The organism is Plantibacter sp. RU18, assembly GCF_050613355.1.
In the GTDB taxonomy this organism is placed as follows: domain Bacteria; phylum Actinomycetota; class Actinomycetes; order Actinomycetales; family Microbacteriaceae; genus Plantibacter.
Genome location: NZ_CP159618.1, coordinates 1,230,470 through 1,256,719 on the forward strand (window position 1 = coordinate 1,230,470; position 26,250 = coordinate 1,256,719).

Genomic DNA, 26,250 nt, shown 5'->3' on the forward strand with positions numbered 1-26,250 from the left:
TGCCCCGCACAGCGGGTACAGTTCGGGAGTGAACGTCGCTATCGAGCAGTGCGTTCGTCCCGAGCAGGAGCACGCATGTCAGACCGACAGACCCAGGACCCGGGTGCCGGCCGAGCCGCTTCGACGGTGCCCTCCGGTGTCGGGGCGGGCCAGCTGCCGGTCTCTCCGCAGCAGCAGGAGCGTCGCCGGACGGCCATGCCCGGGCCGACACCGACCCAGGAGACGGTCGGCATCACCGTGCCGGCGGAGGCCACGGCGGTCGCCCGTTCGGTGCACATCTTCTCCGGTGCGCAGTTCGCGTTCATCGCGACAATCGTGCTCCTCGGCGTCTACATCGGTCTGACCGACACGTGGACACTCGCGAGCCCCGCCTTCCTCATCGGCCTCGCGCTCACCGCCGCCGCCACCTCGCTCATGTACGCGCTGCCGGGTTCCGGGGCACTCCGCGGGCTCCTCGTGCTCGTCCCGACCATCGACATCCTCGCGGTCTCCTTCTTCCGTGACACCATTCCCAACCTGCCGACCTCCGGCCTCCTCATCGTGGTCCCCGTCCTGTGGCTCGCCGGTGGTTTCGGTGCTTCCGCGGTGCCGGTCGCGGTGTTCGGCACGGTCTTCATCTCCCTCATCCCGGTCGCCCGGGCCGGCGCCTGGCCGACGACGCCCGGTGGCTGGGGCGGGATCCTCCTGATCCCGGCGCTCGTCCTCGTCATCTCCGTCACCGTGCATCTCGCGGCTCGACAGTTGCGGGCGCACGAGGTCCGTGCCGGGATCGCGCTGGCTGCGGCGACGGAGGCCGCCGCGGTCGCGACGACCGTCGCGGAATCGGTCGACGCCGCCGTCGCCTTCTTCCGCCCGGACGGCACGGTCGCGCTCCGGAACCGTGCGACGTTCGAGCAGGCGGAGCTCGCCGGGTACGACCGTGCGACCAAGTCGGGCATCCACGTCTACGGCCCCGATCGTCGGACCCGGCTCTCCGCGTCGGAGCAGGTCATCAACCGGGCGCTCCGCGGCGAGAGCTTCCGGGGTCAGCTGTACTGGATCGGCGAACCGGGGAATCAGCGCGCACTCATCGGCAACGCCCGCCAAGTGCACACCGAGGATGGGACGTTCATCGGCACGATGACCGTCGGGCACGACGTCACCGACCTGGCGAACGCCGTCGCCGTGCGGGAGGAGTTCCTCGTCGCCGTCTCGCACGAGCTCCGCACACCGCTCACGTCGATCATCGGCTACCTCGACCTCTTGAGCGAGGGCCACGATCTCCCGGCGCTCGGACTCGATCGTGAGGTCGCGACCATCCAACGCAACGCGGAGCAGCTGTACGCGATCATCGGCGACCTGCTCGCCGCGGGCGATGCGGAGATGCGGGTGCGGATCGGCCGGACCGACGTCGCCACGGTCGCACGGGAGAGCGCCGCTGCGATCCTCCCTCGCGCGGCGACGGCGGGCGTCGCGATCCGGACGGATCTGCCCGGGCATGCGGAGATGGACGGAGATGCGGGCCGCCTGCGTCAGGTCGTCGACAACCTCCTGTCGAACGCCGTGAAGTACACGCCGAGCGGCGGGCGGGTCGTCCTGTCGATGGCGGTCGACGACACCTCGTGCACGCTGAGCGTGGCCGACACCGGCATCGGCATCTCGGCGGACGACCAACGCCAGCTCTTCGACCGTTTCTTCCGGGCACGTGAGGTCCGCGACGAAGCCGTGCAGGGTGTCGGGCTCGGCCTGTCGATCGTGAAGTCGATCGTCGAGGCGCACCGGGGCCGCATCGCCGTCGCGAGCAGACCGGGCCGCGGCTCCACCTTCACCGTCACGCTGCCGCTCCGCCAGCCTCGTTCCACCCCCTGACGCAGGGCGCTGCACCTCGTCCGGAACGGAGAAGCCGGACATCCCGGAACGGCGGGCACACTCGCAGGCGAGGCGTGGGAGGCTTGGAGGATGGCGCAGATCCTCGACCAGCCGATCGTCGACGAGGTGACCCTCACCGCGCAACCGTGGGTCACCATCGTGTGGAACGATCCGGTGAACCTCATGTCGTACGTCTCGCTCGTGTTCCGCAGCTACTTCGGCTACACGCACGAGGAGGCCGAGCGGCTGATGCTCGCCGTGCATCACGAAGGTCGTGCCGTCGTCGCGACGGGCAACCGCGAGGCGATGGAGCGGCACGTGCAGGCCATGCACGGCTACGGCCTGTGGGCCAGCCTCGCCAGGGAGGACGCATGAGCGCGTTCGTCCGTCCGGCCGACGGTCCCGTCGTGCTGCGGCTCGACGAGCAGGAGACCTCGGTCCTCGGTCAGCTCGCGAGCCAGCTCGTGGAGATGCTGGAGGACGCGACGCGTGCCGGCATCGCGACGGCCGTCCACCTCGACCCCGCGATGGCGCGTCTCGTGCCGGAGGGGTACCGCGACGACCCGGAGGCCGCTGAGGAGTTCCGCAGATTCACCGCGGACGACCTCGTCGACGGCAAGGTGAGCGCCGCACAGACGGTGCTCGACGCCGTCACCGCCACGGGCCCCGAGGCCGAGGTGCCCGGCGTGGTCCCCGCCGGTCACGAGGGTGGCGCGGCCGTGAGCCTGGTCGGTGACACGGCGTGGACCTGGTTGCGGTTCCTCAACGACACACGCCTCACGATCGCCGCCCGACTCGGCATCGAGGACGACACGGAACCGTTCGAGCCGGATCCCACCGACGATGACGATGAGCAGGACCCGCAACTCATGATGGCGATCTACGCCTGGCTCGGATACCTCCAGGAGTCGATCGTGGCCGTTCTCGACGAGGCCTGAACGGTCCGCCGGTCGGGGAACGATCCGTCGCCATGGGGCCACCCGGGGGAGCCACGTCTGGACGGGTAGCCTTGGTGACCATGCACATCCTCGTCTTCAGCGACCAGCATCCCGAGTCGTCCGGCGGGGCCCAGGTGTCCATCCGGTTGCAGCGTCGCTTCCTCGAGGCCGCAGGCCACACCGTCACCGTGTGTTCGCCACGCATGCACCAGGCGCACGACGACGACCCGCGCTATCTCGACACCCCGTCGATGCCGATCACCCTCGACCGCGAGTACTCGATGACGGTTCCGGGTCGCCTCACCGACCGCTGGCTCGACGCCCGGATGGCCGCACTGCCGCCGGTCGACGTCGTGCACGTGCAGGCGGACTTCTGGCAGGCGATCACCGCCTACCGGTTCGCCGAGCGTCACGGCATCCCCGCGATCCACACGATGCACAACCGCATGGATGTCGGCATCGAGGAGACGATGCCGGCGCCGCAGCTCGTCGTCGGCGCGCTCACCTGGTGGCAGCATCGGGTCCTCAAACCACGTCTGTCCACACTGCCGACCGGCGTCTGGGCGTACCTGCAGGAGTTCGCGAAGCGGGCCACGACCGTCATCGCACCGTCCCACCACTTCGCGCGCGTGCTCCGGGAGCAGGGCGTCACCGCCGACGCGGAGGTGCTCTCGACCGGTGTGGACGACGCCGTACTCGATGAGATCCTCGACGAGCGGGCGACGACGCTCGCCGTGCCGCACCGCCTGCCGTCGTTCGTCTGGATCGGCCGGTTCAGCCACGAGAAGCGGCTCATGGAGTTCCTCGAGGCCGTGCGACTCGCGAGGGTCGACGCCGTGTTCCGCCTCTACGGTGCCGGACTGCTCCTCGGGAAGGCGCAGGCGTTCGTCGCAGAGCACGACCTCGCCGACCACGTCGTCTTCGCGGGCCGGGTCTCCTACCCGGACTCCCTGCGGGCGATCGCCGACGCAGACGCCCTCGTGCAGACCTCGATCGGCTTCGAGACCCAGGGCATGACGGTGTTCGAGGCCGCATCGCTCGGAACGCCGTCGATCATCAGCGATCCGAACATCGCTGCGGAGCTGCCCGCCGAGTCGATCTGGCAGCCCGTCGACGGCACGGTCGAGGCGCTCGCCGCAGCGCTGCGGACCGCCGTCGACGAGATCAACGCCGGCACAGCGCCGACGGTCGAACCCGAGCTCGCCAGCACCCTCCGTCAGTCGACCCAGACCACCCGCCTGATCGCCCTCTACGAGGCTGCGACGAGGGAGCAGGGCTAGCCGCCGCCGGTCACACGTCGGAATCCACGTGAGACCGGCCGCTACCATCGCTGCATGGGGACCACCGCACCTGCACCAGTGAGCATCGAAGGCGCCGAGCGCGTCCTGATCCTGTCTGCCGGGGTCGGATCAGGGCACAACAGCGCGGCGGCCGCCGTCGAGCAGGCGTGCGCCGGCCGGTCCGACATCGCCGAGGTGCTCGTGCTCGACGTCCTCCAGGCGAGCACCTCGCTCTACCGCGACGTGCTGGGCAAGGGGTACTTCGTCCTCGTCGAGGAGACGCCGTGGCTCGTGGAGTGGGGCTACGACCTGAGCGACGCACCGTTCCGCCGACGCGGCCCGCTCGACCCGTGGACGCAGGCGAACGCGATGCCGGTCGTCAGCGCCATCAGACGGTTCCGCCCGACCGCCGTCGTCTGCACGCACTTCCTCCCGGCCGGGCTGATGGCGACGCTCCTCCTGCGCGGCGTCGTGGACGCCCGGACGGCCGTCGTGACGACGGACTACGACTTCCAGGGGCTGTGGCTCACGAGCGCGTTCCACGGGCTGTTCCTCGCGCGTGAAGAGGGCCGGGTGCAGCTGACCGCGCTCGGTCTGCCGTCCGATCGTGTCGCAGCCACCGGGATCCCCATCAAGGCGCAACCCGGGTCCGTCCCCGAGCGCGACCCGAGTGCTCCCCCGATGCTCCTGATCTCCGCCGGAGCGTCCGGCGGGGACTACGCGCTGGCCGTCGTGCGCCAGACGTTGCATCTGCGTTCGCCGTTCAGGGCGACCATCGTGTGCGGGCGCAATGAGGAGTTGCGCCGCAGCGTCGAGGCGCTCATCGCCCCGGACGACGAGCGTTACACCGTGCTCGGTTTCACGACGGAGATGCCGCAGCTGCTCGGCGACGCCGACCTCTTCATCGGGAAGCCTGGCGGGTTGTCGGCATCGGAGTGTATGGCCGCAGGGCTCCCGATGGTGCTCGTGAACCCGATCCCCGGGCAGGAGGTGCGCAACGGCGACTACCTCATGGAGCAGGGCGCAGCCGTCCGCTGCAACACCGCGACCACGATCGGGTGGAAGATCGACGGGATCCTCCGCGAACCAGGACGCCTCCAGCGGATGCAGGCGTCGGCGAGGCGCGTCGGCCGACCCGACGCCGCGTCCGAGGTGCTCAGCGGTCTGCTCGACGGCCCCTCACGTCCGCTCGTCGTCACACGCGCTGCACAGAAGACGATCTTCGACGCGAGCGCGCAGCGCATCGTGGCGAGCGAGCTGACGGGACCGGGTGCCCTGGTCCGCCTCGTCGATCCCGTGGAGGACAGCACCGTGGCGCTCCTGCGTGCCGAGGAGCTCGAAGACCTGCAGCATCGGTACGCGAATCCGGATGGCGGCCTCCTGCTTCGACGGGACCAGTCGCTCCTGTCGCTGCGGAGGGCGGTCGCAGCGGCTCATCCGGACCGTCCTCCGAGGCGACCACACGCTGCCCGTGAGCGTCGAGCCGCTCGCAGAGGGCACGTCGTCGGTCGACTGAGGGCTTCAGTCGTTCCGGAGTCGAACCGCCCCAGACCAGTCGGTCGGGCTGTGTCGGGTGGCGAGCAGCGCCCAGTCGCCGTCGCGGGCGGACCAGCGCTTCGTCTCCGGGTCGCGACGCAGCGTCGGACCGGCGTCGAGGGCGACCCGCACCGTCGTCTCCTCGCCCGGCCGCAGGGTGACCTTCTGGAAGCCGACGAGCTGGGCGATGGGGCGCTCCCGGGACACGTCCGCCGCGTAGAGCTGCACGACCGTCGAGCCCGCACGATCGCCTGTGTTCGTGACGAGCACGCGCGCGGTTCCGCCGTCGTCATCGAATCGGTGGTCGAGCATGCGGTGCTCGATCGTCGTGTACCCGAGGCCGAAACCGAACGGGAACGCCGGGGCATGACCGTCCTCGTCCAGGCGGCGTTGGCCCCAGCGGTCGTCGTAGACGACGGCCTTCGCCGTCGGATCCCACGGCGGCAGGTGCGCGGAGTCGGTCGGCAGCACGAACGGCAGCCGACCGCCGGGTTCGGACGCGCCGGTCAGGACGTCCGCCAGCGCGTGCCCGCCTTCCATCCCGCCGTACCAGGCGATCAGGAGCGCGGGAACCCGGTCGCGCCAGGCCTCCGTCAGGATCGCGCTCCCGCCGATCAGGACGACGACCGTCCTCGGGTTGGCGGCGGACACCGCCCGGATCAGTCGTGCATCGGAGGGACGCAGCTCGAGCGAGGTCCGGTCGCCACCCCGGACGAATCGTGATGCCAGGTGCGCGACGCGGGTGATCGCGCTCCGCAGTCGACCGGAGTCGAGCGCTTTGCCGAGCACCCCGACGTCGACGCCCCCGGTGACGACCGACTCGCCCTCGTCGTGCTGGTCGAAGCCGACGACGACGATCGCCGTGTCGGCAGCGGCTGCTGCAGCGACCGCCGCGCGCTCGCTGTGGTCCGTCGGCGTGGTGATCCGCACACCGGGCAGCGCCGTCCGCAGACCCTGCAGTGGCGAGACGGTCGAGGGTGGGCGCACGCGCGAGGACCCGTGATCGCCGAGGTTCGGCTCGTCTGCGAGACGCCCGACGACCGCGATGTGCGTGGTGGTGGCCGCCAAGGGGAGGAGCGGTGCGCCGCCGATCGGCTCGTTCTTGAGCAGCACCATCGACTCCGTCGCGGCCTGGAGCGCGAGCGCCCGGTGCTCCGGAGAGGCGATGTCGCCAGCGCTCGGCGAGGTCTCCTCGCGGGTCGCGGCTTGCAGGATCGTGGTCCGGAGGATGCGTCGAGCCGACTGGAGCACCGTCTCGCGGGCCAACTCCCCGCGCCTGGCGGCACCCGGGAACTCACGTGCGCGCCGGAGTCGCAGCGGCATCTCGACGTCCAAGCCTGCCTCGAGACTCCGCACGGCGTCGTGGGTGCCGAACACCCAGTCGCTCGTCACAAAACCGGTGAAGCCCCACTCGTCGCGCAGCACCTCGGTGAGGAGCGGTCGGTTGACATCCATGTACTCGCCACGGACGCGGTTGTACGCGCTCATCACCGAGTCCGCACCGGCGTCGAGGACCGCCTTGAAATGCGGCAGGTAGACCTCGTGCAGGGCGTGGTCGTCGACCGAGACGTCGACCTCGAAGCGTTCGTCCTCCATCGAATTGAGCGCGAAGTGCTTCACGCACGCCATCGCATGCACGCGGACGCCCCGTGTCAGGGCCGAGCCCATCACGCCGGTGAGTACCGGATCCTCGCCGTAGCACTCCTGCGCACGACCCCAGGCGGGGTGCCTGAGCAGGTTGACGCAGACCGACGCGGAGTAGTTGGCGCCCCGTGCTCGCGTCTCAGCGCCGATCGCGACGCCGACCTGCTCCTCCAGAGCGGGGTCCCAGCTCGCCGCCCGCGCCATCGTCACGGGGAAGGCGGTGGACGCGCCGATCACGACACCGCGGGCGCCGTCGCTGAACCTGATACCGGGGATGCCGAGCCGCGGAACCGCCCCGGCCACGAACGGACGCCGACCGAGCAGGACGGGGATGAACGGCAGGAGGCGTCTCGGCGAATCGCCGTCGAGGAGCCCGAGGAGCTCCCGGTCGGTCAGCTGCCTGATGAGCCGTTCAGCGGCATCGTCGGCATCGAGTGCGCCGTCGCGGACGTTGCGGACGACACTGGCGTATTCGCTGTCGGCCGGTCCGTCGGGGTCTCCCGCGGAACGTGTGCGCTCGGTGCGGTCCCCGGTGGCGATTCCCATTCCTGCATTCTGCACCCTGTTCCTGGCGTGGCGGCTCCCACGGCGGCGTGCAGATCGCCCGCTCGGCGGAGGACGCGGACGTCGGCTCCTGCCAGGATGGGACGATGGTGGAACACGACACGGACCCGGGTGCAGCCGTGCAGCCACTCATCGAGGCGACCGACATCGGGGCCGTGATCGACGGTGAGGTCCTCCTGTCGCCGACAGACATCCGCGTGGATCCCGGCATGGCCCTCGCCGTCCGTGGCCGCAACGGCTCGGGCAAGACGACGCTGCTGCGGATCCTGAGCGGTCGGCTGCGGCCGTCGAGCGGTAGCGCGACGATCGACGGTCGCACGATCGACGACCGCGACCGCACCGTGCGGCGAGCCGTCTCAGCGCTCATCGGAACACCCGCCTACGCCGCCGACCTCACCCTCCGGGAGCACCTGCGGTACATCTCGACCACGTGGGGCGTCACCGGCCAGGCCGCCGACGACGCAGCGGACGAGCTGCTGCACGCGTTCCGGATCGATGCCCTCGCCCGCCGGTTCGTGACGGAACTGTCGTCCGGTCAGTCCCAGCTGTTCGCGCTCGCGACCGCGCTCGTCCGGCCGTTCGACGTCCTCATCCTCGATGAGCCAGAGCAGCGGCTGGACGCCGAGCGGCGCAACGTCGTCGCCGAGCGGGTGCTGCTGGCGAAGGAGCGCGGTGCGGCGATCGTCTTCGCCAGTCACAACACCGAACTCATCGAGCGGATCGCCGACGAAGCGATCACGGTCGAGGCACCATGACGGACGCCCCCGCCGGTCGGCCCTCGTCGGACCGTCGCGCCGACCGGGTCGTCTTCCGTGCGAGTCGAGCCGTCCTCGCCGGCCGCGACGGACGACCGAGGGTCGCCGACATCGCCTTCATCGTCTACGCGAGCATCCTCGTCGCACTCATCGTCGGGGCGCCGCTCGTCCGGTTCGCGGTGCTCGGCCTGATCGAGCCGGATGCGGCGTCGGTCGTCGCCTCGATCACCCCTGGCGTCGCGTCGCTTCTCGCGGCCGGAGCGGTGCTGTTGGTGCTGCTCGGTGGGCGGGTGCGTGGTCCGGTGGTGCCGAGGCCCGCCGCAGTGGCATTCCTCGCCGACTCCCCGCTGCCGAGGCGGCTGACGCTCCGGCGGCCGTTCGTCACCTCCGCCATCGCGCTGGTGGTCGGAGGGCTGCTGGCTGGCGGAGTGGTCGCGTTGTCGCGGTTGTTGGTGCCGGCGGACTCCGTCGTCTCAGCGGGCTCTCGCCTCGAGACGGCGTTCGTCGTGGGCGGTGCCGGTCCGACCGAGCCCGGCGCGGTCGTCGCATTCCTGGTCGGCGGCCTCGGGTTCTGCGTGTTGCTCAGTGTGGTGTGGTTGCTCGGGCAGCGCGGTTCGGGTCGGGTGGCTGCGGCTATCGCAAGCGCCGTCGCTACCACGGGCCTCATCGGGCTGTGGCTACCCGCGCTGCACACCCTGACCCCGTGGGGCTGGACGGGGCTGCTGTGGGCTCGACTGCGAGGGGACTCCGGGATCGTCATGCTGTCCGGTCCGCAATACGAGATGCTGCGCGACGGTGCATCCTCGTCGTTCCTCATCAGCGTCCAGCCCCCTGCTCCGCTCGTGTGGCCAGCCGTCGCGCTCGTCATCGTCGGCGTCGCGGCCCTCATGTTCGTTCCCCGATCCCTCGACGCGCTGCGCAGTGCACCGCTGCTCGAACAGGCGCAGCGTTGGCAGCGGGTCGGGGTGATGGTGCAGAGCGGTGACACGGCGGGTGCCGTCGGCGGTCTGCGGTCGACGCCGCGGTCCGGTCGCCGCGTCCCGTTGCGGATGACGGGTCCGTTGTGGCTCGTCGTGCTCCGGCGCTCCCTCGTCGGCGCCCTGCGCACGCCCGGTCGAGTGCTGTTCGGTTCGGCAGTGCTGCTCGCGTGCGGCATCGGGGTCGGTTTCACCCTCGCCCTGCCCGACGGTGTGCGGTGGATGCTCGCGGTTCCGGTTGCGTTCGTCGCCTACCTGGCGGTCGGGGTCTGGTGCGACGCCGTGCGGCACGGCGTCGAGAGTGCCGGGACGCCGACGCTCTACGGCCGCAGCACGTTCACGCTCGTGGTCGCCGGTGCGATCGCCCCGCTCGTCGTCGCAGTGCTGCTCGGCGGCCTGGGCGCGCTCCTCGGGGCGCTCGCGTCGCCCGCTGCCGGCGGCATCGCCCTGCTGGAACCACTCTGGTGGTGGCTGCTGCTCGCGCTCTGGATCGTGGTGCTCCGGGTGTTCGACGCCGCCAAGGGACCGCTCCCGATCACCCTGCTCATGCCGGTGCCGACACCGTTCGGTGACGCGTCATCGGCGAACGTGCTGCTCTGGCAGTCGGACGCCGTGCTGCTCGCACTCCTGGTGGGTGGCGGGTTGACGGCGCTGCTGCCGGTGGCGACGGGGGCCGCGGTCGTGCTGCTGCTCGTGATGCTGCTCATCGTCGCGGCGATCGGCTCGGCTCGGCTGCGGAAGCTGTCCCGGCCCGCCTGAGGTCGTCCGTCGAGGGAGCAGGAGCAACGCGCGAGGGCAGGACGGAATCGCTCTTGGGTTCTAGGGATCAGTGCAACATCCTGATGTTTTGGAGTGTTGATGACGGTTCTGATGGCCCGTGTGGTGCAGCGAGTGTTCTGGTCGAGGATTCGTGACGGAGCGACGTCTGTGGATGCGGCGAAGGCTGCTGGGATTTCGTCTCAGCAGGGTGACGTGTGGTTCCGGAATGCTGGCGGGATGGTGCCATTGTCGTTGTTTCCGCCGTCAGGTCGTTTCTTGAGTATCAGCGAGCGTGAGCAGATCCATGCCGGGATCAGTCAAGGGCGATCGATCCGCGCGATCGCGGCGTCGATCGGGCGCAGCCCGTCGACCGTGTTGCGAGAGCTCCGTCGCAATCTTGATCGTCAGCAGTACCGGTCCCGGTCCAAGCTCGGACGCCCGGTGACCGTCCCGTGGCGGTATTCGCCATCGCTTGCCCAGCGTCGAGCTGATCAGCGGTTGGCTCGTCCGAAGCCCTCGAAACTCGCTCTGAACGATCGGCTGCGTGATGCGGTCCAGGCGGGACTGTTGCGCAAGCTCAGCCCGGAACAGATCATGCGACGATTGCCGTTGGACTTCCCTGACGAGGCGGAGATGCGCGTGTCCCACGAGACGATCTACCAATCGTTGTATGTCCAGGGCCGCGGAGCGCTCAGACGCGAGCTCACGGACTGCTTGCGAACCGGTCGGGCGCTGCGCAAACCAGCCCGACGCGCGACGAGCCGTGGCAAACGCATCCCGGACATGGTCATGATCAGCGAGCGCCCCGCGGAGGTCGAGGACCGGGCAGTCCCGGGTCATTGGGAGGGTGATCTGATCGTCGGTAAGGACAACGGTTCCGCGATCGGGACCCTTGTCGAGCGGAGCACACGGTTCGTGATGCTGCTGCATCTGCCAGATCGACACGGCGCGATCGAGGTTCAGGGAGCGATGATCGAGCAGATGCGCAAACTCCCGCATTTCCTCCGCAAAACCCTCACCTGGGACCAAGGATCCGAGCTCGCCGGCCACCGGAACATCACCGCAGCGCTAGAGATGGGCGTCTATTTCTGCGACCCACACTCGCCTTGGCAGCGAGGGAGCAACGAGAACACGAACGGGCTCCTGCGGCAGTACTTCCCGAAAGGCACCGACCTCTCCGGCTACCACCGCGACTACCTCGACTTCGTCGCCAACGAACTCAACGAACGGCCGCGGAAAACCCTGCACTGGGCAACTCCAAAAGAAGCCCTCGACCAACTACTCTCGAACCCACCAGCCAATGGTGTTGCACTGACCGCCTGAATCCGCCGCTGATCCCATCCTGCTCCCGCGCGTATGTCCTGCTGTGAGGGTGAGCCTACTTGGCGACCTTCGCGGCGGCTTCGGCGAGCTTGGGCACGAGCTGCTCGAGGACGACCGGGATGCTCAGCACGGAGGCTGCACTGTAGGCCTGGGTGAGTTCGTCGGCAGGGTCGAGGACGATCGCACGGCCGTCCTGCACCACTGGGAGGCTGGCGAGCAGCGGGTCGGCGGTGGTCTCCGCGGCGGTGAAGCCGATCGGGAGCAGCACGGCCACGTCCGCGTCGAACGCCGCGACCTGCTCGGCTGACACGGCAGCGTAGAAGCCGGCCGGTTCGAGGCCCCGCACGGCCGGGTTCTGCTGGAAGCCGAGGTCGGCGAGGATGTCGAAGCGTCCGTCGCCCGCGAGGTACGCACCGTACGCGTCGCCGAACTTCGTCGCGGCGACCGTGGTCAGGCCGGCGAACTCCTGGTGCAGCTCGGCCGCCTCGTTGATCGACTGCTTCGTCGCGGAGACGAGTGCTGCGCCCTCTTCGGTCTTGCCGAGCGCGGCGGCGACCTGTTCGAGCTGGACGTCCCACGGGGTCGCGAACGCCGCGGTGCCCTCGGGTGCGTAGACCGTGGGGGCGATCTCGGAGAGGCGTTCGAACTGCTTCTCGTCGCCTGCGGAGCGGGTGTTGAGGATCAGGTCGGGCTCGAGCGCCTGGATCTGCTCGTAGTTCACGGTGTCGCCGCTGTCCTCGATGATCTCGGGGGTCACGTCGCCGAAGAGGTCGGTCGCCCACGGACCGACGGCCTTGTTGTCGGCGCCGAAGCTCTGCCAGTCGTACACGCCCACGGGGACGATGCCGAGGGCGAGGGCCATCTCGGCGTCGGACCAACCGAGCGCGACGACGGTCAGGTCGCCGGCGGGCTCCGGAACGGTGACCTCGCCGAACATCGTGTCGACGGTGCCGAGGGTGGCGGCCGAGGAGTCGTCGCTCGACGAGCCGGAGGTGCAGCCGGCGAGGGCGAGACCGGCGACCGCGAGGGTTGCGACAGCGGTCAGGGTGCGGGGCAAACGACGCATGTTCTGCTTTCGATCGGGGTTCACAGTATGAGGTAAGCCTAAGCTTCCCAAGTCACGACCAGGTAACGACCGGGGTGCTGCCAGCGCGGTGCGCTGGTCCGAGCGCACCCCATTGGCGCGAGGGCGGGTCTCCGGAGACCCGCCCTCGCGCCAATGGGGTGCGGTGCGGGCGGGTGGACGTCGCCCGGTCGGGCGCACCGCGCTGGCCCCGGATTACCCGCGCTCGGTTCAGCGCGATGCGCTGGGCGGCCGAGGGCCGGGAACGGGGAGCCGGGAGCCGGGAACGAGGGCCGGGAACGAGGGCCGGGAACGAGGGCCGGGAACGGAGGGAGCGTGTCCGTCAGTGGGCGCCCATCAGCGGGATGACGAGCGGGGTGTGCGACTCGGGGTCGTCGATGATCCGACAGCGGAGCCCGAAGACCTCCTCCACCAGTTCCGCGGTCACGATGTCGGCCGGGGCGCCCTGCGCGACGACATGGCCGTCACGCATCGCGATCAGGTGCGTCGCGTACCGTGCCGCCTGGTTCAGGTCGTGGAGCACGGCGACAAGGGTGCGGCCGCTCTCTCGGTTGAGCCGCGTGAAGAGATCGAGCAGCTCCACCTGGTGCGTGATGTCGAGGAACGTCGTCGGCTCGTCCAGCAGCAGCAGCGGCGTCTCCTGCGCGAGCGCCATCGCGACCCACACCCGCTGGCGCTGACCCCCCGACAACTCGTCGACGAGGCGGCCGGACAGCTCCGTCACGTTCGTCGCCTCCATCGCTGCGAGCACCGCTGCCTCGTCCGCCTCCGACCAACGCTTCAGGATCGACTGGTGCGGGTACCGGCCGCGCGAGACGAGGTCGATGACGGAGATGCCGTCCGGTGCGATCGACGTCTGCGGCAGCAGGCCGATGCGCTTCGCGACCTCCTTCGACGGGTAGCTCGTGATCTGGTTGCCGTCGAGGACGACGTGCCCCTTCGTCGGCTTCAGCAGCCGTGCCAGGGTGCGTAGCAGTGTCGACTTCCCGCATGCGTTCGGGCCGACGATCACCGTGAACGAGTCGTCCGGGATGGCGATGTCGAGCTCGTGGATGATGGTCCGCTGGTCGTACCCGACGCGGAGGTCGGATCCGGAGAGCCTGGAGGTCGGTGCTTCGGTCTGCATGTCAGCGCTTTCCCGCCTGCACGATGAGCAGGGCGATCAGATAGACGCCGCCGAGCGTCACGGTCACGGCGCCGACGGGCAGTGCTGCCGGCGCGATGATCCGCTGGGCGATGACGTCACTCACGAGGAGCAGCGCCGCGCCCATGGCGGCTGAGGGGAGGAGGGTGATACCCGCCGACTTCGTGAGTCTGCGGGCGAGCTGCGGCGCCGCGAGGGCGACGAAGACGATGGGGCCTGCGACGGCCGTCACGGTCGCAGTGAGGGCGACGCCGATGACGAGCAGCAGGAGGCGGGTGCGTTCCACCGGGATGCCGAGCGACTTCGCGATGTCGTCGCCGAGCTCCAGCAGCCCGAGGCGGCGCGCGAGGAGGGCGAGCAGTGGCACGAGGACGGCGACGGCGATGGTGACGGGGACGACGTCGCTCCAACCGAGGTCGGCGAGCGAGCCCATGCCCCAGCTGGCTGCGACGATCGCGGCGTTGAGGTCCGCTCGCAACTGCAGGTAGTCGTTGAATGCGTTCAGGACCGCGCTGATCGCGATCCCGATGACGATGAGGCGGAAACCCTGCACCCCGCGCGACCAGGCGAGCAGATAGACGACGAGCGCGGTCGCGAGCCCACCGACGAGTGCACCGGCGACGGTCGCGGCGTAGTTCCCGCCGATCACGAGCGTGACGACGAGTGCGCCCGTGAACGCGCCTGAGTTGAACCCGATGATGTCGGGGCTGCCGAGTGGGTTGCGCGTGATCGACTGGAAGATCGCACCGGAGAGCCCGAGGGCGATGCCGCCGACGATCGCGACGACGACTCGCGGCAGTCGCCAGTCGAGCACGATCCGCAGCACGCTCTCCGACCCGTCACCGGTGAAGGCTGCGAGCAGTTTGTCGAGCGGGATGCGGTATTCGCCCTGCGTGAGGGAGAAGGCGCCGACGCCGATGACCACCACGACGAGGATGCCGACGACGACGAACTCGCGTCGGTGCAGGACCCAGCTGATCGGACCGAGGCGAACGGTGCGGCGGCCGGGTTCGGCATGGGCGGTGGGCCTCGACGGGTCGAGAATCATGCTCCTGCGTTGGTCGCTCACAGCCCCTGCGCCTTCGAACGACGGATGAGGACGATGAGCAGCGGTGCGCCGACGAAGGCCGTGACGATGCCGACCGGCATCTCGCCGGGCACTGCGACACGGCCGACGAGGTCTGAGAGCAGGAAGATGATCGGCGCGAACACCATCGTGAACGGCAGGACCCAGCGCTGGTCGGGGCCGACGATCGCGCGAGCGAGGTAGGGCGACATGAGCCCGAGGAAGGCGATCGGACCGGCTGCAGCGGTCGCCGAGCCGCAGAGCAGTGTGATGGCGAGGACCGACAGGATGCGGGTCCGCAGCACTCTCGTGCCGAGGGACGTGGCGAGGTCGTCGCCGAGCGCCACCGCGTTGAGCGAGCGGGAGACGATCAGCGCGAGGGCGACACCGATCACGAGGAACGGCAGGATGCCGAGGAAGACGTCCAGCTGTCGGTTCTGCAGTGATCCGGCTTGCCAGAATCGGATCTTGTCGAAGATGTCCGGGTTCCGGATCGTGATCGCGAACGTGACGCCCTGCAGTGCGGCGGACAGCGCGACGCCCGCCAGGACCAGACGGACCGGCGTCGCGCCTGCTCGCCCACGTGACCCGACGACATAGACGACGACGGACGCGACACCGGCGCCGAGGAACGACCACCACACGTATGAGGAGAGGTCGGCGGTGCCGGCCACCGCCACCGCGACGACCACGGCGAAGTACGCGCCGGCGTTGACACCGAGGATGCCGGGGTCGGCGAGGGGGTTCCGGGTGACGGCCTGCATCATCGCACCGGCCAGTCCGAGCGCTGCACCGACCCCGATCCCGAGCAGCATGCGGGGGATGCGGTATCCGGTCACGAGCAGGGCGTTCGTGTCGGTCCCGCCGTGAGCGAGTGCACGCCACACCTCGGCCGGGCTGATCGTGCCCGAGCCGATGAAGAGGCTCGCTGTCGCGATGGCGCCGAGGGCGACGAGGGCGGCGACCAACAGCAACGAACGGGACGTGGCCGACCTGGCGATGCCGGTCGACGCGTCTCGTGCGCGGGCGGCTGCGGTCGGGAGCCGCAGGCTGTCGAGGTCGGCGCTCACCGGCTCAGCTGTTGTCCTCAGCCTTGCCGTGCCGCCAGTAGCCCATGAACGCGACCGACTTGCGGTCGACGCCGCAGCCGGAGACGAGGTGACGGCGGAGGGTCTTGATGGCGGATGCCTCGCCGGCGAGCCACGCATAGAGCGGGGCGCTTGCGAGGACGGGGCCGCCGTGTTCGTCGACGGGAACCTCCCAGAGCAGCTCGCTGTCGACGTCGACGTCTTCGAGTGCAGGCAGGGTCGCGATGGTGGCGGTGTCGACGGTGGGCGCCAGGCGGCTGGCGATGCGCTCGACCTCGGGGATGAGGAGGGACCCCACCGGCTGGTCACCTCGCGGGAGGACGATCAGCTCGACTCCGTCCGGCTTCGTCGACAGTGCGGCGATGTCCTCGGGATGCGGCAGCTCGACGACGGCGATGCCGCGCGCGGTGCTGGGGAGGCGCTCGAGGATGCCGGCGATCCCTGGCAGCGCCGTCTCGTCGCCGGCGAGGAGCACCTGGTCGACGCTCTCCGGCGCGTGCCAGTCGACGCCGCCAGCCGTCACCTCTGCTCGAGCATTCGGGACGTTGACGACGAGTTCGTCACCGACCACGGCGTCCATCGCCCAGCTCGACGCCGGGCCGACGCGGCCGTGCAGGGCGATGTCGATGTCGAACTCGGCGACCTCTGGTCGGACCTCGCGGATCGTGTAGGTGCGCATCGCGTGGCGCTCCTCGGTGGGCAGCAGTCGCCATGCCTGGTACCAGCCGTCGTGCATGGGCAGGCCGTCGAAACCAGTGTCCGGCAGGGGGAAGAGCAACTTGACGCGTTGGTCGTAGCGGTTGTCGGCGATGTGCTGCACCTCGGGACCGGTGAAGGTGAAACGCCGATAGCTCGGGCTCACCTGTTCGATCCGCGCGACGACGGCGGAGACGAGGATGAAGATCGAGTCGGGGGATTGTTCACTGAGGCGAGGCATCGGTAGGTAAGCCTACCCTTCGATGGCATGGCGGGTCACGTGGGAATCTCCTCCACAGGGTCCACGGGCCGCAACCTTCGGCACGGGTGTGCGCATCGACCTTGTCGGGGCGCTCCACCGGTGGTAAACTTGAGCCATATAGACTCAACTTTAGATCAGGGGGACCGTGCAGATGTCAGCAGGCCAGCAGCCGCAGCAGGAAGACCAGCGCAGTGCGTTGGAGCAGTACGGCGTCAACCTGACCGAGATCGCCGCTTCGGGCAAGCTCGACCCGGTGATCGGTCGCGACGCCGAGATCCGACGCGTGAGCCAGGTGCTCACCAGGCGTACCAAGAACAACCCGGTGCTCATCGGCGAGCCCGGCGTCGGGAAGACCGCGGTGGTCGAAGGCCTCGCTCAGCGCATCGTCGCCGGCGACGTCGCAGAGAGCCTCAAGGGGAAGCAGCTCGTCTCGCTCGATCTCTCCGCACTCGTGGCAGGAGCCATGTATCGCGGCCAGTTCGAAGAGCGACTGAAGGCCGTGCTGAAGGAGATCGACGAGTCCGACGGCCAGATCATCACCTTCATCGATGAACTCCACGTTCTGATGGGTGCCGGTGGTGGCGAGGGATCCGTCGCCGCAGCCAACATGCTGAAGCCGATGCTCGCCCGCGGTGAGCTGCGACTCATCGGAGCGACCACGCTCGACGAGTACCGCGAGTTCATCGAGAAGGATGCTGCGATGGAGCGCCGCTTCCAGCAGGTGTTCGTCGGTGAGCCGAGCGTGGAGGACACCATCGCGATCCTCCGCGGCCTCAAGGAGCGTTACGAGGCCCACCACAAGGTCTCCATCGCCGACAACGCCCTCGTCGCGGCGGCATCGCTGTCCAACCGGTACATCACCTCCCGACAACTGCCGGACAAGGCGATCGACCTGATCGACGAGGCCGCGAGCAGACTCCGCATGGAGATCGACTCGGCACCCGTCGAGATCGACGAACTCCGGCGCAGCGTCGACCGCCTGAAGCTCGAGGAGCTCGCGCTCAAGAAGGAGAAGGACGAGGCGTCCAAGGAGCGCCTCGCCAAACTCCGCGAAGACCTCGCGCAGCGCAAGGCTTCCCTCGCGGTGCTGCAGGAGCGATGGGAACGGGAGCGCGCAAGCCTCAACCGCGTCGGCGACCTCAAGAAGCAGATCGACGCAGCCCGCAGCAAAGCCGAACGCGCACAGCGGGAAGGCAAGTTGGAGCAGGCCTCGAAGCTGCTCTACGCCGACATCCCGCAGCTCGAACGTGAGCTCGCGATCGCCGAGTCCGCAGAGCAGGCGGCCGACGGCGAGGAGCGGATGGTGAACGACCAGGTCACATCCGAGGACATCGCCGCCGTCATCGCCGCTTGGACGGGCATCCCCGTCGGTCGGCTGCTGCAGGGGGAGACGGAGAAGCTGCTGCACCTCGAGCAGGAGCTGTCACGTCGCCTCATCGGGCAGCACCGTGCGGTCGCGGCCGTCTCCGACGCGGTCCGCCGCACGCGCGCCGGCATCTCCGACCCCGACCGACCGACCGGTTCGTTCATGTTCCTCGGGCCCACGGGCGTCGGGAAGACGGAGCTCGCGAAGGCGCTCGCCGAGTTCCTCTTCGACGACGAGAAGGCCATGGTCCGCATCGACATGTCCGAGTACGGGGAGAAGCACTCCGTCTCCCGGCTCGTCGGTGCCCCGCCCGGGTATGTCGGCTACGAGCAGGGTGGTCAGCTCACCGAGGCGGTCCGGCGGCGCCCGTACTCGGTGGTGCTGCTCGACGAGGTCGAGAAGGCGCACCCGGAGGTCTTCGACGTCCTGCTGCAGGTGCTCGACGACGGTCGCCTGACGGATGGCCAAGGCAGGACGGTCGACTTCCGGAACGTCATCCTGGTGCTGACCTCGAACCTCGGTTCGCAGTACCTGGTGGACCCGTCGCTCACCTCCGAGCAGAAGGAGGAGGCCGTGCAGCAGCTCGTCCGGCAGGCCTTCAAGCCGGAGTTCATCAACCGCCTCGACGACATCGTCGTGTTCCAGGCGCTCAGCGAGGAGGAGCTCGGCCAGATCGTCGAACTCAACATCGATCGTCTGCAGCGTCGACTCGGTGAGCGCCGTCTGCACCTCGCGGTCACGCCCGATGCCAGGACCTGGCTCGCCGAGCGCGGCTACGACCCGCTGTACGGCGCGCGTCCGCTCCGCCGGCTCATGCAGCGAGAGATCGACGACCGCCTGGCACGCGCGATCCTCGACGGCTCGATCCGCGATGGCGACACCGTCCACGTCGGACTCGCTGACGACGGCGGTGGCTTGACCGTCCAGGCCTAGCCGCCGCCGTCGCCCTCCTCCGCCGTCTGTCCGTCTGTCCGACCTTTCCCGCCCACCGCGCTGGCAGACTGGGGAGATGACGATGAGGGTGCTGATCGGGAGTTGGCTGGAGGCGGAACACGTGGCGACGATCGCGGCCGAACCCGGGGTCGAGGTGCTGTACGAGCCGGAACTGCTGCCGCAGCCGAGGTATGCGAGCGACCACCACGGCCAGCCGCGCGAGCTGAGCTCGACGGAAGACGCCCGATGGCAGGCGCTCCTCGCCCGCGCCGATGTCGCGTTCGACTTCGACTGGCAGGATCCGGCCGCCCTCCCACACCGTGCACCACGGCTGCGCTGGATCCAAGCCACGAGCGCTGGCATCGGCGCCTTCGTCCAGCGGACCGGCCTCGACCAGAGCGGCATCCAGATCACGACGGCCGCAGGTGTGCACGCCGTTCCACTCGCCGAGTTCGCATTGGCGGGTGCTCTCCATTTCGTGAAGGACGTCCCTCGGCTCCAGCGCGACCGACACACCACCCGCTGGGAGCGGCACACCACTGGCCAGCTGTCCGGCCGCCGTGTGGCCGTCATCGGCGTCGGTGGCATGGGGCGAAACGTCGTCCGGGTGTTCGCCGCGATGGGCTGCGCGGTGACAGCGGTCGGGAGGGCAGGCCGCGACTACGACCTCGCGCCAGGCATCGAGGTGACCTCGACCGACCACCTCGGTGACGTCCTCCCGACGACGGACGTCCTGGTCCTCTGCTGCGCGCTCACATCGGAGACCGCCGGACTCATCGGCAGACCTCAGCTCGCTGCGCTGCCTGACGGTGCGATCCTCGTCAACATCGCGAGAGGCGGGGTCGTCGACGAGACAGCGCTGATCGACGAACTCACGAGCGGTCGACTGGCGGGCGCCGCCCTCGACGTCGTCACCGAGGAACCGCCGGCCCAGGACTCCCCGCTCTGGTCGCTCGACAACGTCCTACTCTCGCCGCACTCGGCCTCGACGGTCGACACCGAGAATGCCACGTTGACGGAATTGTTCGTCGACAACCTCCGACGCTTCCATGCCGGCGAACCGCTTCGGAACGTCTACGACGCCGGGCGCGGCTACTGACCTCGCACGTCGTGCGAGGCAGACGACAGACGCATGACATCGTGGAGTAGCGTTGCAGAACCCGATCCGAGGAGGGCGCCATGAGCGGGCGCAGGACTTACGAGCAGCGTGACATCGATCAGGCCGAGCAGAGGATCGCCGCGCTGATCGCCGGTCGCACCACGCTGGATGACGCAGGAGTCGATGCGATCACGCTCGCGACCTTCGATCCGGTGTTCTTCAACGGTCTGGTCCTCGTCCTCGACCGGCCATTCGTGCACCGTGCGCGCTCGATCATCGGCGCGGCTCCTGGGCCGCTCAACGAGCTCGAGCTGATCGTCGATTCGCTGCTCGAACACGACGGTGTCCTCACCGTGCGCGCGGGCGTGGCATACGCGCCCGAGGGCTCGTGCACCGGGCTCGCTCCAGGTGAGACGATCCTCCTCACCGGCCTCCAGTTCGAACGCCTGGCGGTCGGGGTGCTCGCTGAACTGGAGGAGCTCTTCGTCGAGCACGACTAGCCGGCCCTGCGTCCAGCCGGCCCTGTGCCGCGAGCCTGCGCGAGCACGCGCGGCGGCGGTGCGACGATCAGCTCGTGAGTACTCCAACGCCAGCGTCGATCGGATTCCGTCATGGCGCGAAGCTGCGGCTGGCGCTCTCTGCGATCGTCGGCCTGGTCGTCGGAGGGATCGCCGGCGCGACCTGGTTCTGGGCTGGGGCGATCCTGGCCGGGTGGGGTGCAGCATGCCTCGTCTTCATCGTCACGATGTGGCTCAGGATCTGGCGGATGGACCCGGATCGGACGCGCGAGCACGCGACCTCCGAAGAGCCAGGCCGCGCCACGAGTGAAGTGCTCATCGTCTTCGCGAGTGTCGGCAGCCTCGTCGCCCTGAGCGTGGTGATCCTGCAGGCACGCACTGCGACGACGAGCTTGGAGCAGGGTCTCATCGCGGCGTTCTCAGTGGTGAGCGTCGCGCTGTCGTGGGGACTCATCCACACGATCTACACCCTGCGATATGCGCGGATGTACTTCGGGACGCCCGAGGGCGGTATCGACTTCAATCAGGAGGAGGCGCCGCAGTACAGCGACTTCGCGTATCTGGCGTTCGACCTCGGCATGACCTATCAGGTGTCGGACACCACGCTGCGGACGAGCGGGTTCCGCCGGACGGTGCTGAAGCACACCCTCTTGTCGTACCTGTTCGGCTCCGTCATCCTCGCCACCGTCATCAACCTCGTCGCCGGCCTCTGACTCGCTGTGCACCACTCGTCACGCTCGGGGAGCTGGACCGCGGAGCTGGACCCGCTGCAACGACGACTGCGCAGCCCGGCGGAACGGACTGCGCAGTCGTGGATGGCGTTGGTGACTACTCGCTGACGATGAGGAGGTCGGCGAGCGGGAGACGGGTACGCGGTGCGACCTCGCGCTCGCGCAGCATGTCGGGAAGGGTCTCGGCGTCACCGAGCTCACCGAGAGCGGTGACCGTGACGGGCACCAGGCCGGCGGGCAGGTTGAAGGCGGCACGCACACCGTCGACGGAGAAGCCGGCCATCTGGTGCGCGAAGAGTCCATCGCTGTGGGCCTGGATGCTCAGGTGGGCGACGGCCTGACCGAGGTCGTAGGTGGCCCACGGGCGGTCGTTGCCTTCGGCGTCGACGGTCTCGGCAACGGCGACGATCAGCGCGCCAGCCTTGGCAGCCCAGCCCTGGTTGAACCCGACAAGCTGCTCGGCGATCGTGTCGAACGTCGCGGTGCCCTTGGTGCCGACGATGAAGCGCCACGGCTGGACGTTGTTCGCGCTCGGCGACCAGCGTGCAGCCTCGAGGGCAGAGGCCATCTTCGCGGCGCTCACCGGCTCGCTCGAGTAGGCGCGAGGGCTCCAGCGGTCGGCCAGCACGTCGAGGATGGGGGCGCCGGTCTGGGCGGAACGGGTAGCGATGGACATGATTCTCCGAGCGTCGAAAAAGGAATGAAGGGACCGTCGCCATTGACCTTCGATGCAACTGAATAGGTTACGGCGCTATTCCCGGGAGGCCGCGACGATGTCCGCGATGCGATGCGGAGCCGCTTCGTCCTGCAACGAGGTGGTGTCGCCGAGCGGACGGCGGTCGACGATGTCGCCGAGGAGCCGCCGCATGATCTTGCCGGAACGCGTCTTCGGGAGGTCCGGGACGACGAAGACGTCGCGCGGTTTCGCGATGGGACCGATCTCGTTCGCGACGTGGGCCCGCAGCGCCTCACGGAGGGACGATGAACGCTCGAGCCAGTAGGCCTCACCGTCGGCCTCCGGACCGTGCGAGCGGGATGAGGGGATCACGAACGCCGCGATGGCGCTGCCTGTGAGGGGGTCGTCGACGCCCACGACGCCTGCCTCACCCACATGCGGGTGCGACACGAGTGCCGACTCGATCTCGATGGTCGACAGCCGGTGGCCAGAGACGTTGATGACGTCGTCGACGCGGCCGAGCACCCAGATGTCGCCGTCCTCGTCCCACTTCGCGCCGTCGCCGGAGAAGAAGTACCCCTGCTTCCAGTACTTCGCCCAGTAGGAGTCTCTGTACCGTTCGGGGTTGCCCCAGACGGTGCGCGCGAGGGACGGGCCGAACCGGCTGACCACGAGGTATCCGCCTGAACCGAACGGCACCGTCTCGCCCGCCTCGTCGACGACGAGCGCCTCGAGGCCGGGCAGTGCGCGGCTGCCCGAACCCGGCTTGATCGTCGTCGCGCCGGGCAGTGGGGCGATGACCGCCGAACCCGTCTCCGACTGCCACCAGGTGTCGATGACCGGGGCCTCGCCGCGGCCGATCCGCTCACGGAACCACATCCACGCCTCAGGATTGATCGCCTCGCCGACGGTACCCAGCAACCGGATGCTCGACAGGTTGTACTCGGCGGGCGGACCCTCGGGGAACCAGGTCATGAGCGTGCGGATGAGCGTGGGCGCCGTGTAGTACGTCGTGACGCCGTAGCGCTGGATGATCTCGAAGTGGCGGGCCTGGTGCGGGGTGTTCGGCGTGCCCTCGTAGATGACCTGCGTGAGTCCGTTGGAGAGCGGACCATAGATCTCGTAGGTGTGAGCGGTGACCCAGGCGAGGTCGGCCGTGCACCAGTGCACGTCGTCTTCCTTCGCGTCGAAGATCGCCCAGTGCGTCCACGACGCCTGCGTGAGATACCCGCCGGCGGTGTGCACGAGGCCCTTCGGCTTGCCGGTCGTGCCGCTGGTGTAGATGATGAACAACGGCGTCTCGGCGTCGAACGCCTCGGCCTCGTGCGTGTCGGCGGCGGTGTCGACGGTGTCGTGCCACCAGAGGTCGCGACCGGTCGTCCACGGCACGTTCGGTGTCTGCTCGCCGGTGCGCGACACGACCAGCACGTGCTCGATGGACGGCACGCCCTCGACGGCTGCGTCCGCGTTCTGCTTGACCGGTACCGCAGTGCCCCTGCGGTACTGGCCGTCGGTGGTGATGAGGAGTTTCGCCTCGGTGTCCTCGACCCGGAACCGCAGCGCCTCCGCGGAGAACCCGCCGAAGACGAGCGAGTGGATGGCGCCGATGCGCGCGACCGCGAGCGTGGCGATGACCGTCTCCGGGATGACCGGCAGGTAGATGACGACGCGGTCGCCCTGCCCGATGCCGAGGGCGGTGAGTGCGTTGGCGGCCTTCGCGACCTCGCGTTGCAGCTCGGCGTAGCTGATCGAGCGGCGGTCGCCTGGTTCGCCTTCGAAATGCAGGGCGATCTTGTCGCCGCGCCCGGCGTCGACGTGGCGGTCGACGCAGTTCGCTGCGACGTTGAGCGTGCCACCCGCGAACCAGGTGGCCGCTGGAATGGTGAGTTCGGGGTTCGGGTCGGCCGGGTCCGAGCCCTCGACCGGGCGTGCGGGCTCCCAGGTGTGCGCGGACTCCCACGGGGTGACCCAGTCGAGCCGGCGTGCCTGCTCCTCCCAGAAGGCGACGGGGTCGGCGGCAGCGCGTGCCCACTCCTCAGGGCCGACGTTCGCGGTGCTCGCGATGTCGGCTGGCGGCGCGAAACTGCGCGTCTCGGCGAGCAGGTTGGAGATGGTCGCGGTGGGCGCTGCGGTCGTCGGTCCATCAGTGGGAGGCATACGTCCACGGTACGACGTGGCGTCGCGCGCTCGCCATCCGACGGGTCATCGGGCGTCATCGTCGATGGATCGGGAAGCTGTGGAGGACGGTCGCGGTTAGCCTCGATGAGTCGGCGTGTTCTACCCGGCGAACACTCGACAAGCGGTGCAGCGCCGCGAGAAGGGAACGACATGGCGACCGTCGTCCAGTATCAGGAGCTTGGTGGACCGGAGGTACTCGAACTCGTGGAGGTACCGACGCCGCACGCCAGCGAAGGAGAGCTCGTCGTGGAGGTTCGAGCGGCCGGGGTGAACCCCATCGACTGGAAGCTCCGCCGAGGCATCCGCGGCGGTCACCTCACGGAGCCGCGACGCGTCGGCAGCGACGGCGGCGGGGTGGTCGTGGAGGTCGGCTACAGCGTCGACGGGTGGTCGGTGGGCGACGAGGTCGTGATCGTCAACGCGAACGGCGCCTACGCGACGCATCTCGTCGTGACGCCGAAGCAGATCGTTCCCAAGCCCGCGAACATCTCCTTCGAGGAGGCCGCGGCGATCGGCATCCCCGTCTCGACCGCCTATCAGGCGCTGCGTTCGCTCGGCGTCGAGGACGGCACCACGTTGCTCATCCACGGTGGCTCCGGCGCTGTCGGGCACGCCGCTGTGCAGTTCGCAACGGCCTGGGGCGCGACCGTGATCGCGACCGCGAGCGAGCGGAACCACGCCAGGCTCCGCGAGCTGGGTGCGATCCCCGTCGCGTATGGGCCTGGTCTCGTCGAGCGCGTCCGCGAAGCCGCTCCCCAGGGGATCGATCGGGTGCTCGACGCCGTCGGCACCGACGAAGCCCTCGAGGCGTCGTTCGCGCTCGTCGAGGACCGACAGCACATCGGCACCATCGTCGTCGGCGCGAAGGCAGCGGACCTCGGCATCCAGGCGTGGTCCGGTGGGAACCCGCTGCCCCTCACCGAACAGGAGCAGGCGTGGCGCGCCGAGGCGATCCCCGCGGTCGCCGAACTCGCGGAGCACAACGGCTTCAGCTTCGAACTCGGCACCGTCCGCCCGCTCTCGGAGGCCGCCGAGGCCCACCGTGAGAGCGAATCCGGGCACCCGAGCGGGAAGTTGATCCTCGTCCCGTAGCGGATCTGCGACAGTCTCAGGAGACGCGCGGCTCAGAGACTCGACGAACCCTTTCGCTACCCATTCATCAGCCCAGCGGACATGTGCTCGGATGAGCCTGTCACCGTCTCGTGGCTTTGACGAGCGCAGTGTACTTCGACATATCTCCGCGATCCCGTGGGTGCGGCTGGCTGCCCGGGCTCTCGTGGCGCTGGCCGTCGGTTCAACTGGCTGCTCCTTGGCTGTGTCGGGGCAGGATGAGCCCGGACGCAAACGCCGACTGGCGTTGTCGATGGCTGCAGCGAGGTCCTGCGCTCGGTCGCTTCGGAGTATTCGAGGCCGTCCAGATGATCGTGTGATCTTGACCGCTGGTCCTGCCGAGAGCAGAAGGTACTGCGCCGATGGAGTCGTTCGCCAGCCGAGGCCACCAGCCTGAAGAGGGGTGACGTGAATGACTTCCAACGCAGAGACATCTCGGATGGGTATCCGCATGACGCGGAGTGGGTCCAGATAGGCCGTGACGTAGTCTGCCCCCACTGTAACTGTTGTGCGACGAAGGATCAGCAGCAGTCCTGTCCCGGCAACGGCCAAAGTGACGACACCGAGCAGCGTCAAGAGCGGCCAGCGCTTGGGATCATCTAGCTGGATGAGTTCCGGGAGTGAAATTGCCGCGATGATGGTGATGAAGATCAGGCATGCAACACCGCTGACTGC

The 26,250-nt window shown here is 69.0% G+C and carries 21 protein-coding genes and 1 pseudogene; 13 read left to right on the forward strand and 9 right to left on the reverse strand.

What is annotated here, in order from left to right; all coding sequences use genetic code 11:
* Positions 1-75: 75 nt before the first annotated feature.
* From ABMA10_RS06045 to ABMA10_RS06065, 5 genes and pseudogenes are all read left to right on the forward strand, one after another.
* Positions 76-1,848: an ATP-binding protein gene (locus ABMA10_RS06045; RefSeq protein WP_347867549.1), complete on the forward strand. Its 1,773-nt coding sequence runs from the start codon at positions 76-78 to the stop codon at positions 1,846-1,848.
* Positions 1,849-1,938: 90 nt separating this feature from the next.
* Positions 1,939-2,223 (forward strand): ATP-dependent Clp protease adapter ClpS, encoded by a 285-nt coding sequence (clpS, locus tag ABMA10_RS06050; RefSeq protein ID WP_347867550.1) that lies wholly within the window; start codon positions 1,939-1,941, stop codon positions 2,221-2,223.
* A complete protein-coding gene (locus ABMA10_RS06055) occupies positions 2,220-2,786 on the forward strand; it encodes a DUF2017 family protein (RefSeq protein WP_431031299.1) in 567 nt (188 codons plus the stop codon). Before clpS ends, ABMA10_RS06055 begins: the two co-directional genes overlap by 4 nt.
* Positions 2,787-2,866: 80 nt before the next feature.
* Positions 2,867-4,066: a glycosyltransferase gene (locus ABMA10_RS06060; protein WP_347867552.1), complete on the forward strand. Its 1,200-nt coding sequence runs from the start codon at positions 2,867-2,869 to the stop codon at positions 4,064-4,066.
* A gap of 54 nt (positions 4,067-4,120) precedes the next feature.
* Positions 4,121-5,152: pseudogene (locus tag ABMA10_RS06065) on the forward strand (MGDG synthase family glycosyltransferase); the annotation flags it as partial.
* A gap of 93 nt (positions 5,153-5,245) precedes the next feature.
* Here the strand turns inward: ABMA10_RS06065 and ABMA10_RS06070 are convergent.
* Complete coding sequence (locus tag ABMA10_RS06070) at positions 5,246-5,503, reverse strand: hypothetical protein (RefSeq protein WP_347867562.1); 258 nt, start codon at positions 5,501-5,503, stop codon at positions 5,246-5,248.
* Between the two features lie 84 nt (positions 5,504-5,587).
* Positions 5,588-7,792, reverse strand: coding sequence for a beta-glucosidase family protein (locus ABMA10_RS06075; RefSeq protein WP_347867553.1), 2,205 nt, complete (start codon positions 7,790-7,792; stop codon positions 5,588-5,590).
* A gap of 104 nt (positions 7,793-7,896) precedes the next feature.
* Between ABMA10_RS06075 and ABMA10_RS06080 the strand changes: the two genes are divergently transcribed.
* The 3 genes from ABMA10_RS06080 to ABMA10_RS06090 all read left to right on the forward strand — a co-directional run bounded on the left by ABMA10_RS06080 (position 7,897) and on the right by ABMA10_RS06090 (position 11,624).
* A complete protein-coding gene (locus ABMA10_RS06080) occupies positions 7,897-8,565 on the forward strand; it encodes an ABC transporter ATP-binding protein (protein WP_347867554.1) in 669 nt (222 codons plus the stop codon).
* Complete coding sequence (locus ABMA10_RS06085; RefSeq protein WP_347867555.1) at positions 8,562-10,301, forward strand: hypothetical protein; 1,740 nt, start codon at positions 8,562-8,564, stop codon at positions 10,299-10,301. The genes ABMA10_RS06080 and ABMA10_RS06085 overlap by 4 nt, the downstream gene beginning before the upstream one ends.
* Positions 10,302-10,400: 99 nt before the next feature.
* Positions 10,401-11,624, forward strand: coding sequence for an IS30 family transposase (locus tag ABMA10_RS06090; RefSeq protein ID WP_431030660.1), 1,224 nt, complete (start codon positions 10,401-10,403; stop codon positions 11,622-11,624).
* A 55-nt stretch (positions 11,625-11,679) separates the two neighbouring features.
* Here the strand turns inward: ABMA10_RS06090 and ABMA10_RS06095 are convergent, their stop codons facing one another.
* The 5 genes from ABMA10_RS06095 to ABMA10_RS06115 all read right to left on the reverse strand — a co-directional run bounded on the left by ABMA10_RS06095 (position 11,680) and on the right by ABMA10_RS06115 (position 16,943).
* Positions 11,680-12,690, reverse strand: a complete 1,011-nt coding sequence (locus tag ABMA10_RS06095) for an iron-siderophore ABC transporter substrate-binding protein (RefSeq protein ID WP_347867045.1) — start codon at positions 12,688-12,690, stop codon at positions 11,680-11,682.
* 340 nt (positions 12,691-13,030) lie between these two features.
* Entirely contained in the window at positions 13,031-13,834 is an 804-nt protein-coding gene (locus tag ABMA10_RS06100) for an ABC transporter ATP-binding protein (protein ID WP_347867044.1), read from the reverse strand.
* A gap of 1 nt (position 13,835) precedes the next feature.
* On the reverse strand, positions 13,836-14,900 hold the full coding sequence (locus ABMA10_RS06105) for a FecCD family ABC transporter permease (RefSeq protein WP_431031300.1): 1,065 nt from the start codon (positions 14,898-14,900) through the stop codon (positions 13,836-13,838).
* Positions 14,901-14,917: 17 nt separating this feature from the next.
* A complete protein-coding gene (locus ABMA10_RS06110) occupies positions 14,918-15,988 on the reverse strand; it encodes an iron chelate uptake ABC transporter family permease subunit (protein ID WP_347867042.1) in 1,071 nt (356 codons plus the stop codon).
* A gap of 4 nt (positions 15,989-15,992) precedes the next feature.
* Positions 15,993-16,943 (reverse strand): siderophore-interacting protein, encoded by a 951-nt coding sequence (locus ABMA10_RS06115; RefSeq protein WP_347867041.1) that lies wholly within the window; start codon positions 16,941-16,943, stop codon positions 15,993-15,995.
* Positions 16,944-17,115: 172 nt separating this feature from the next.
* On the opposite strand from ABMA10_RS06115, the gene ABMA10_RS06120 reads away from it, so the two are divergent.
* The 4 genes from ABMA10_RS06120 (at position 17,116) to ABMA10_RS06135 (ending at position 21,593) form a co-directional block, all read left to right on the forward strand.
* Entirely contained in the window at positions 17,116-19,263 is a 2,148-nt protein-coding gene (locus ABMA10_RS06120) for an ATP-dependent Clp protease ATP-binding subunit (RefSeq protein WP_347867050.1), read from the forward strand.
* A gap of 76 nt (positions 19,264-19,339) precedes the next feature.
* A complete protein-coding gene (locus ABMA10_RS06125; RefSeq protein ID WP_347867040.1) occupies positions 19,340-20,362 on the forward strand; it encodes a D-2-hydroxyacid dehydrogenase in 1,023 nt (340 codons plus the stop codon).
* A gap of 80 nt (positions 20,363-20,442) precedes the next feature.
* A complete protein-coding gene (locus ABMA10_RS06130) occupies positions 20,443-20,862 on the forward strand; it encodes a hypothetical protein (RefSeq protein WP_347867039.1) in 420 nt (139 codons plus the stop codon).
* Positions 20,863-20,936: 74 nt separating this feature from the next.
* A complete protein-coding gene (locus ABMA10_RS06135) occupies positions 20,937-21,593 on the forward strand; it encodes a DUF1345 domain-containing protein (protein ID WP_347867038.1) in 657 nt (218 codons plus the stop codon).
* A gap of 115 nt (positions 21,594-21,708) precedes the next feature.
* On the opposite strand, the gene ABMA10_RS06140 is transcribed toward ABMA10_RS06135, so the two are convergent.
* Together ABMA10_RS06140 and acs are read right to left on the reverse strand one after the other, a co-directional pair.
* The gene (locus ABMA10_RS06140) at positions 21,709-22,287 is read right to left on the reverse strand and encodes a nitroreductase family protein (protein WP_347867037.1); all 579 of its coding nucleotides are present in this window, start codon (positions 22,285-22,287) and stop codon (positions 21,709-21,711) included.
* A 75-nt stretch (positions 22,288-22,362) separates the two neighbouring features.
* Complete coding sequence (gene acs / locus ABMA10_RS06145; protein WP_347867036.1) at positions 22,363-24,444, reverse strand: acetate--CoA ligase; 2,082 nt, start codon at positions 24,442-24,444, stop codon at positions 22,363-22,365.
* A 171-nt stretch (positions 24,445-24,615) separates the two neighbouring features.
* On the opposite strand from acs, the gene ABMA10_RS06150 reads away from it, so the two are divergent.
* Positions 24,616-25,557: an NADP-dependent oxidoreductase gene (locus tag ABMA10_RS06150; RefSeq protein ID WP_347867035.1), complete on the forward strand. Its 942-nt coding sequence runs from the start codon at positions 24,616-24,618 to the stop codon at positions 25,555-25,557.
* The last annotated feature ends 693 nt before the right edge of the window (positions 25,558-26,250 follow it).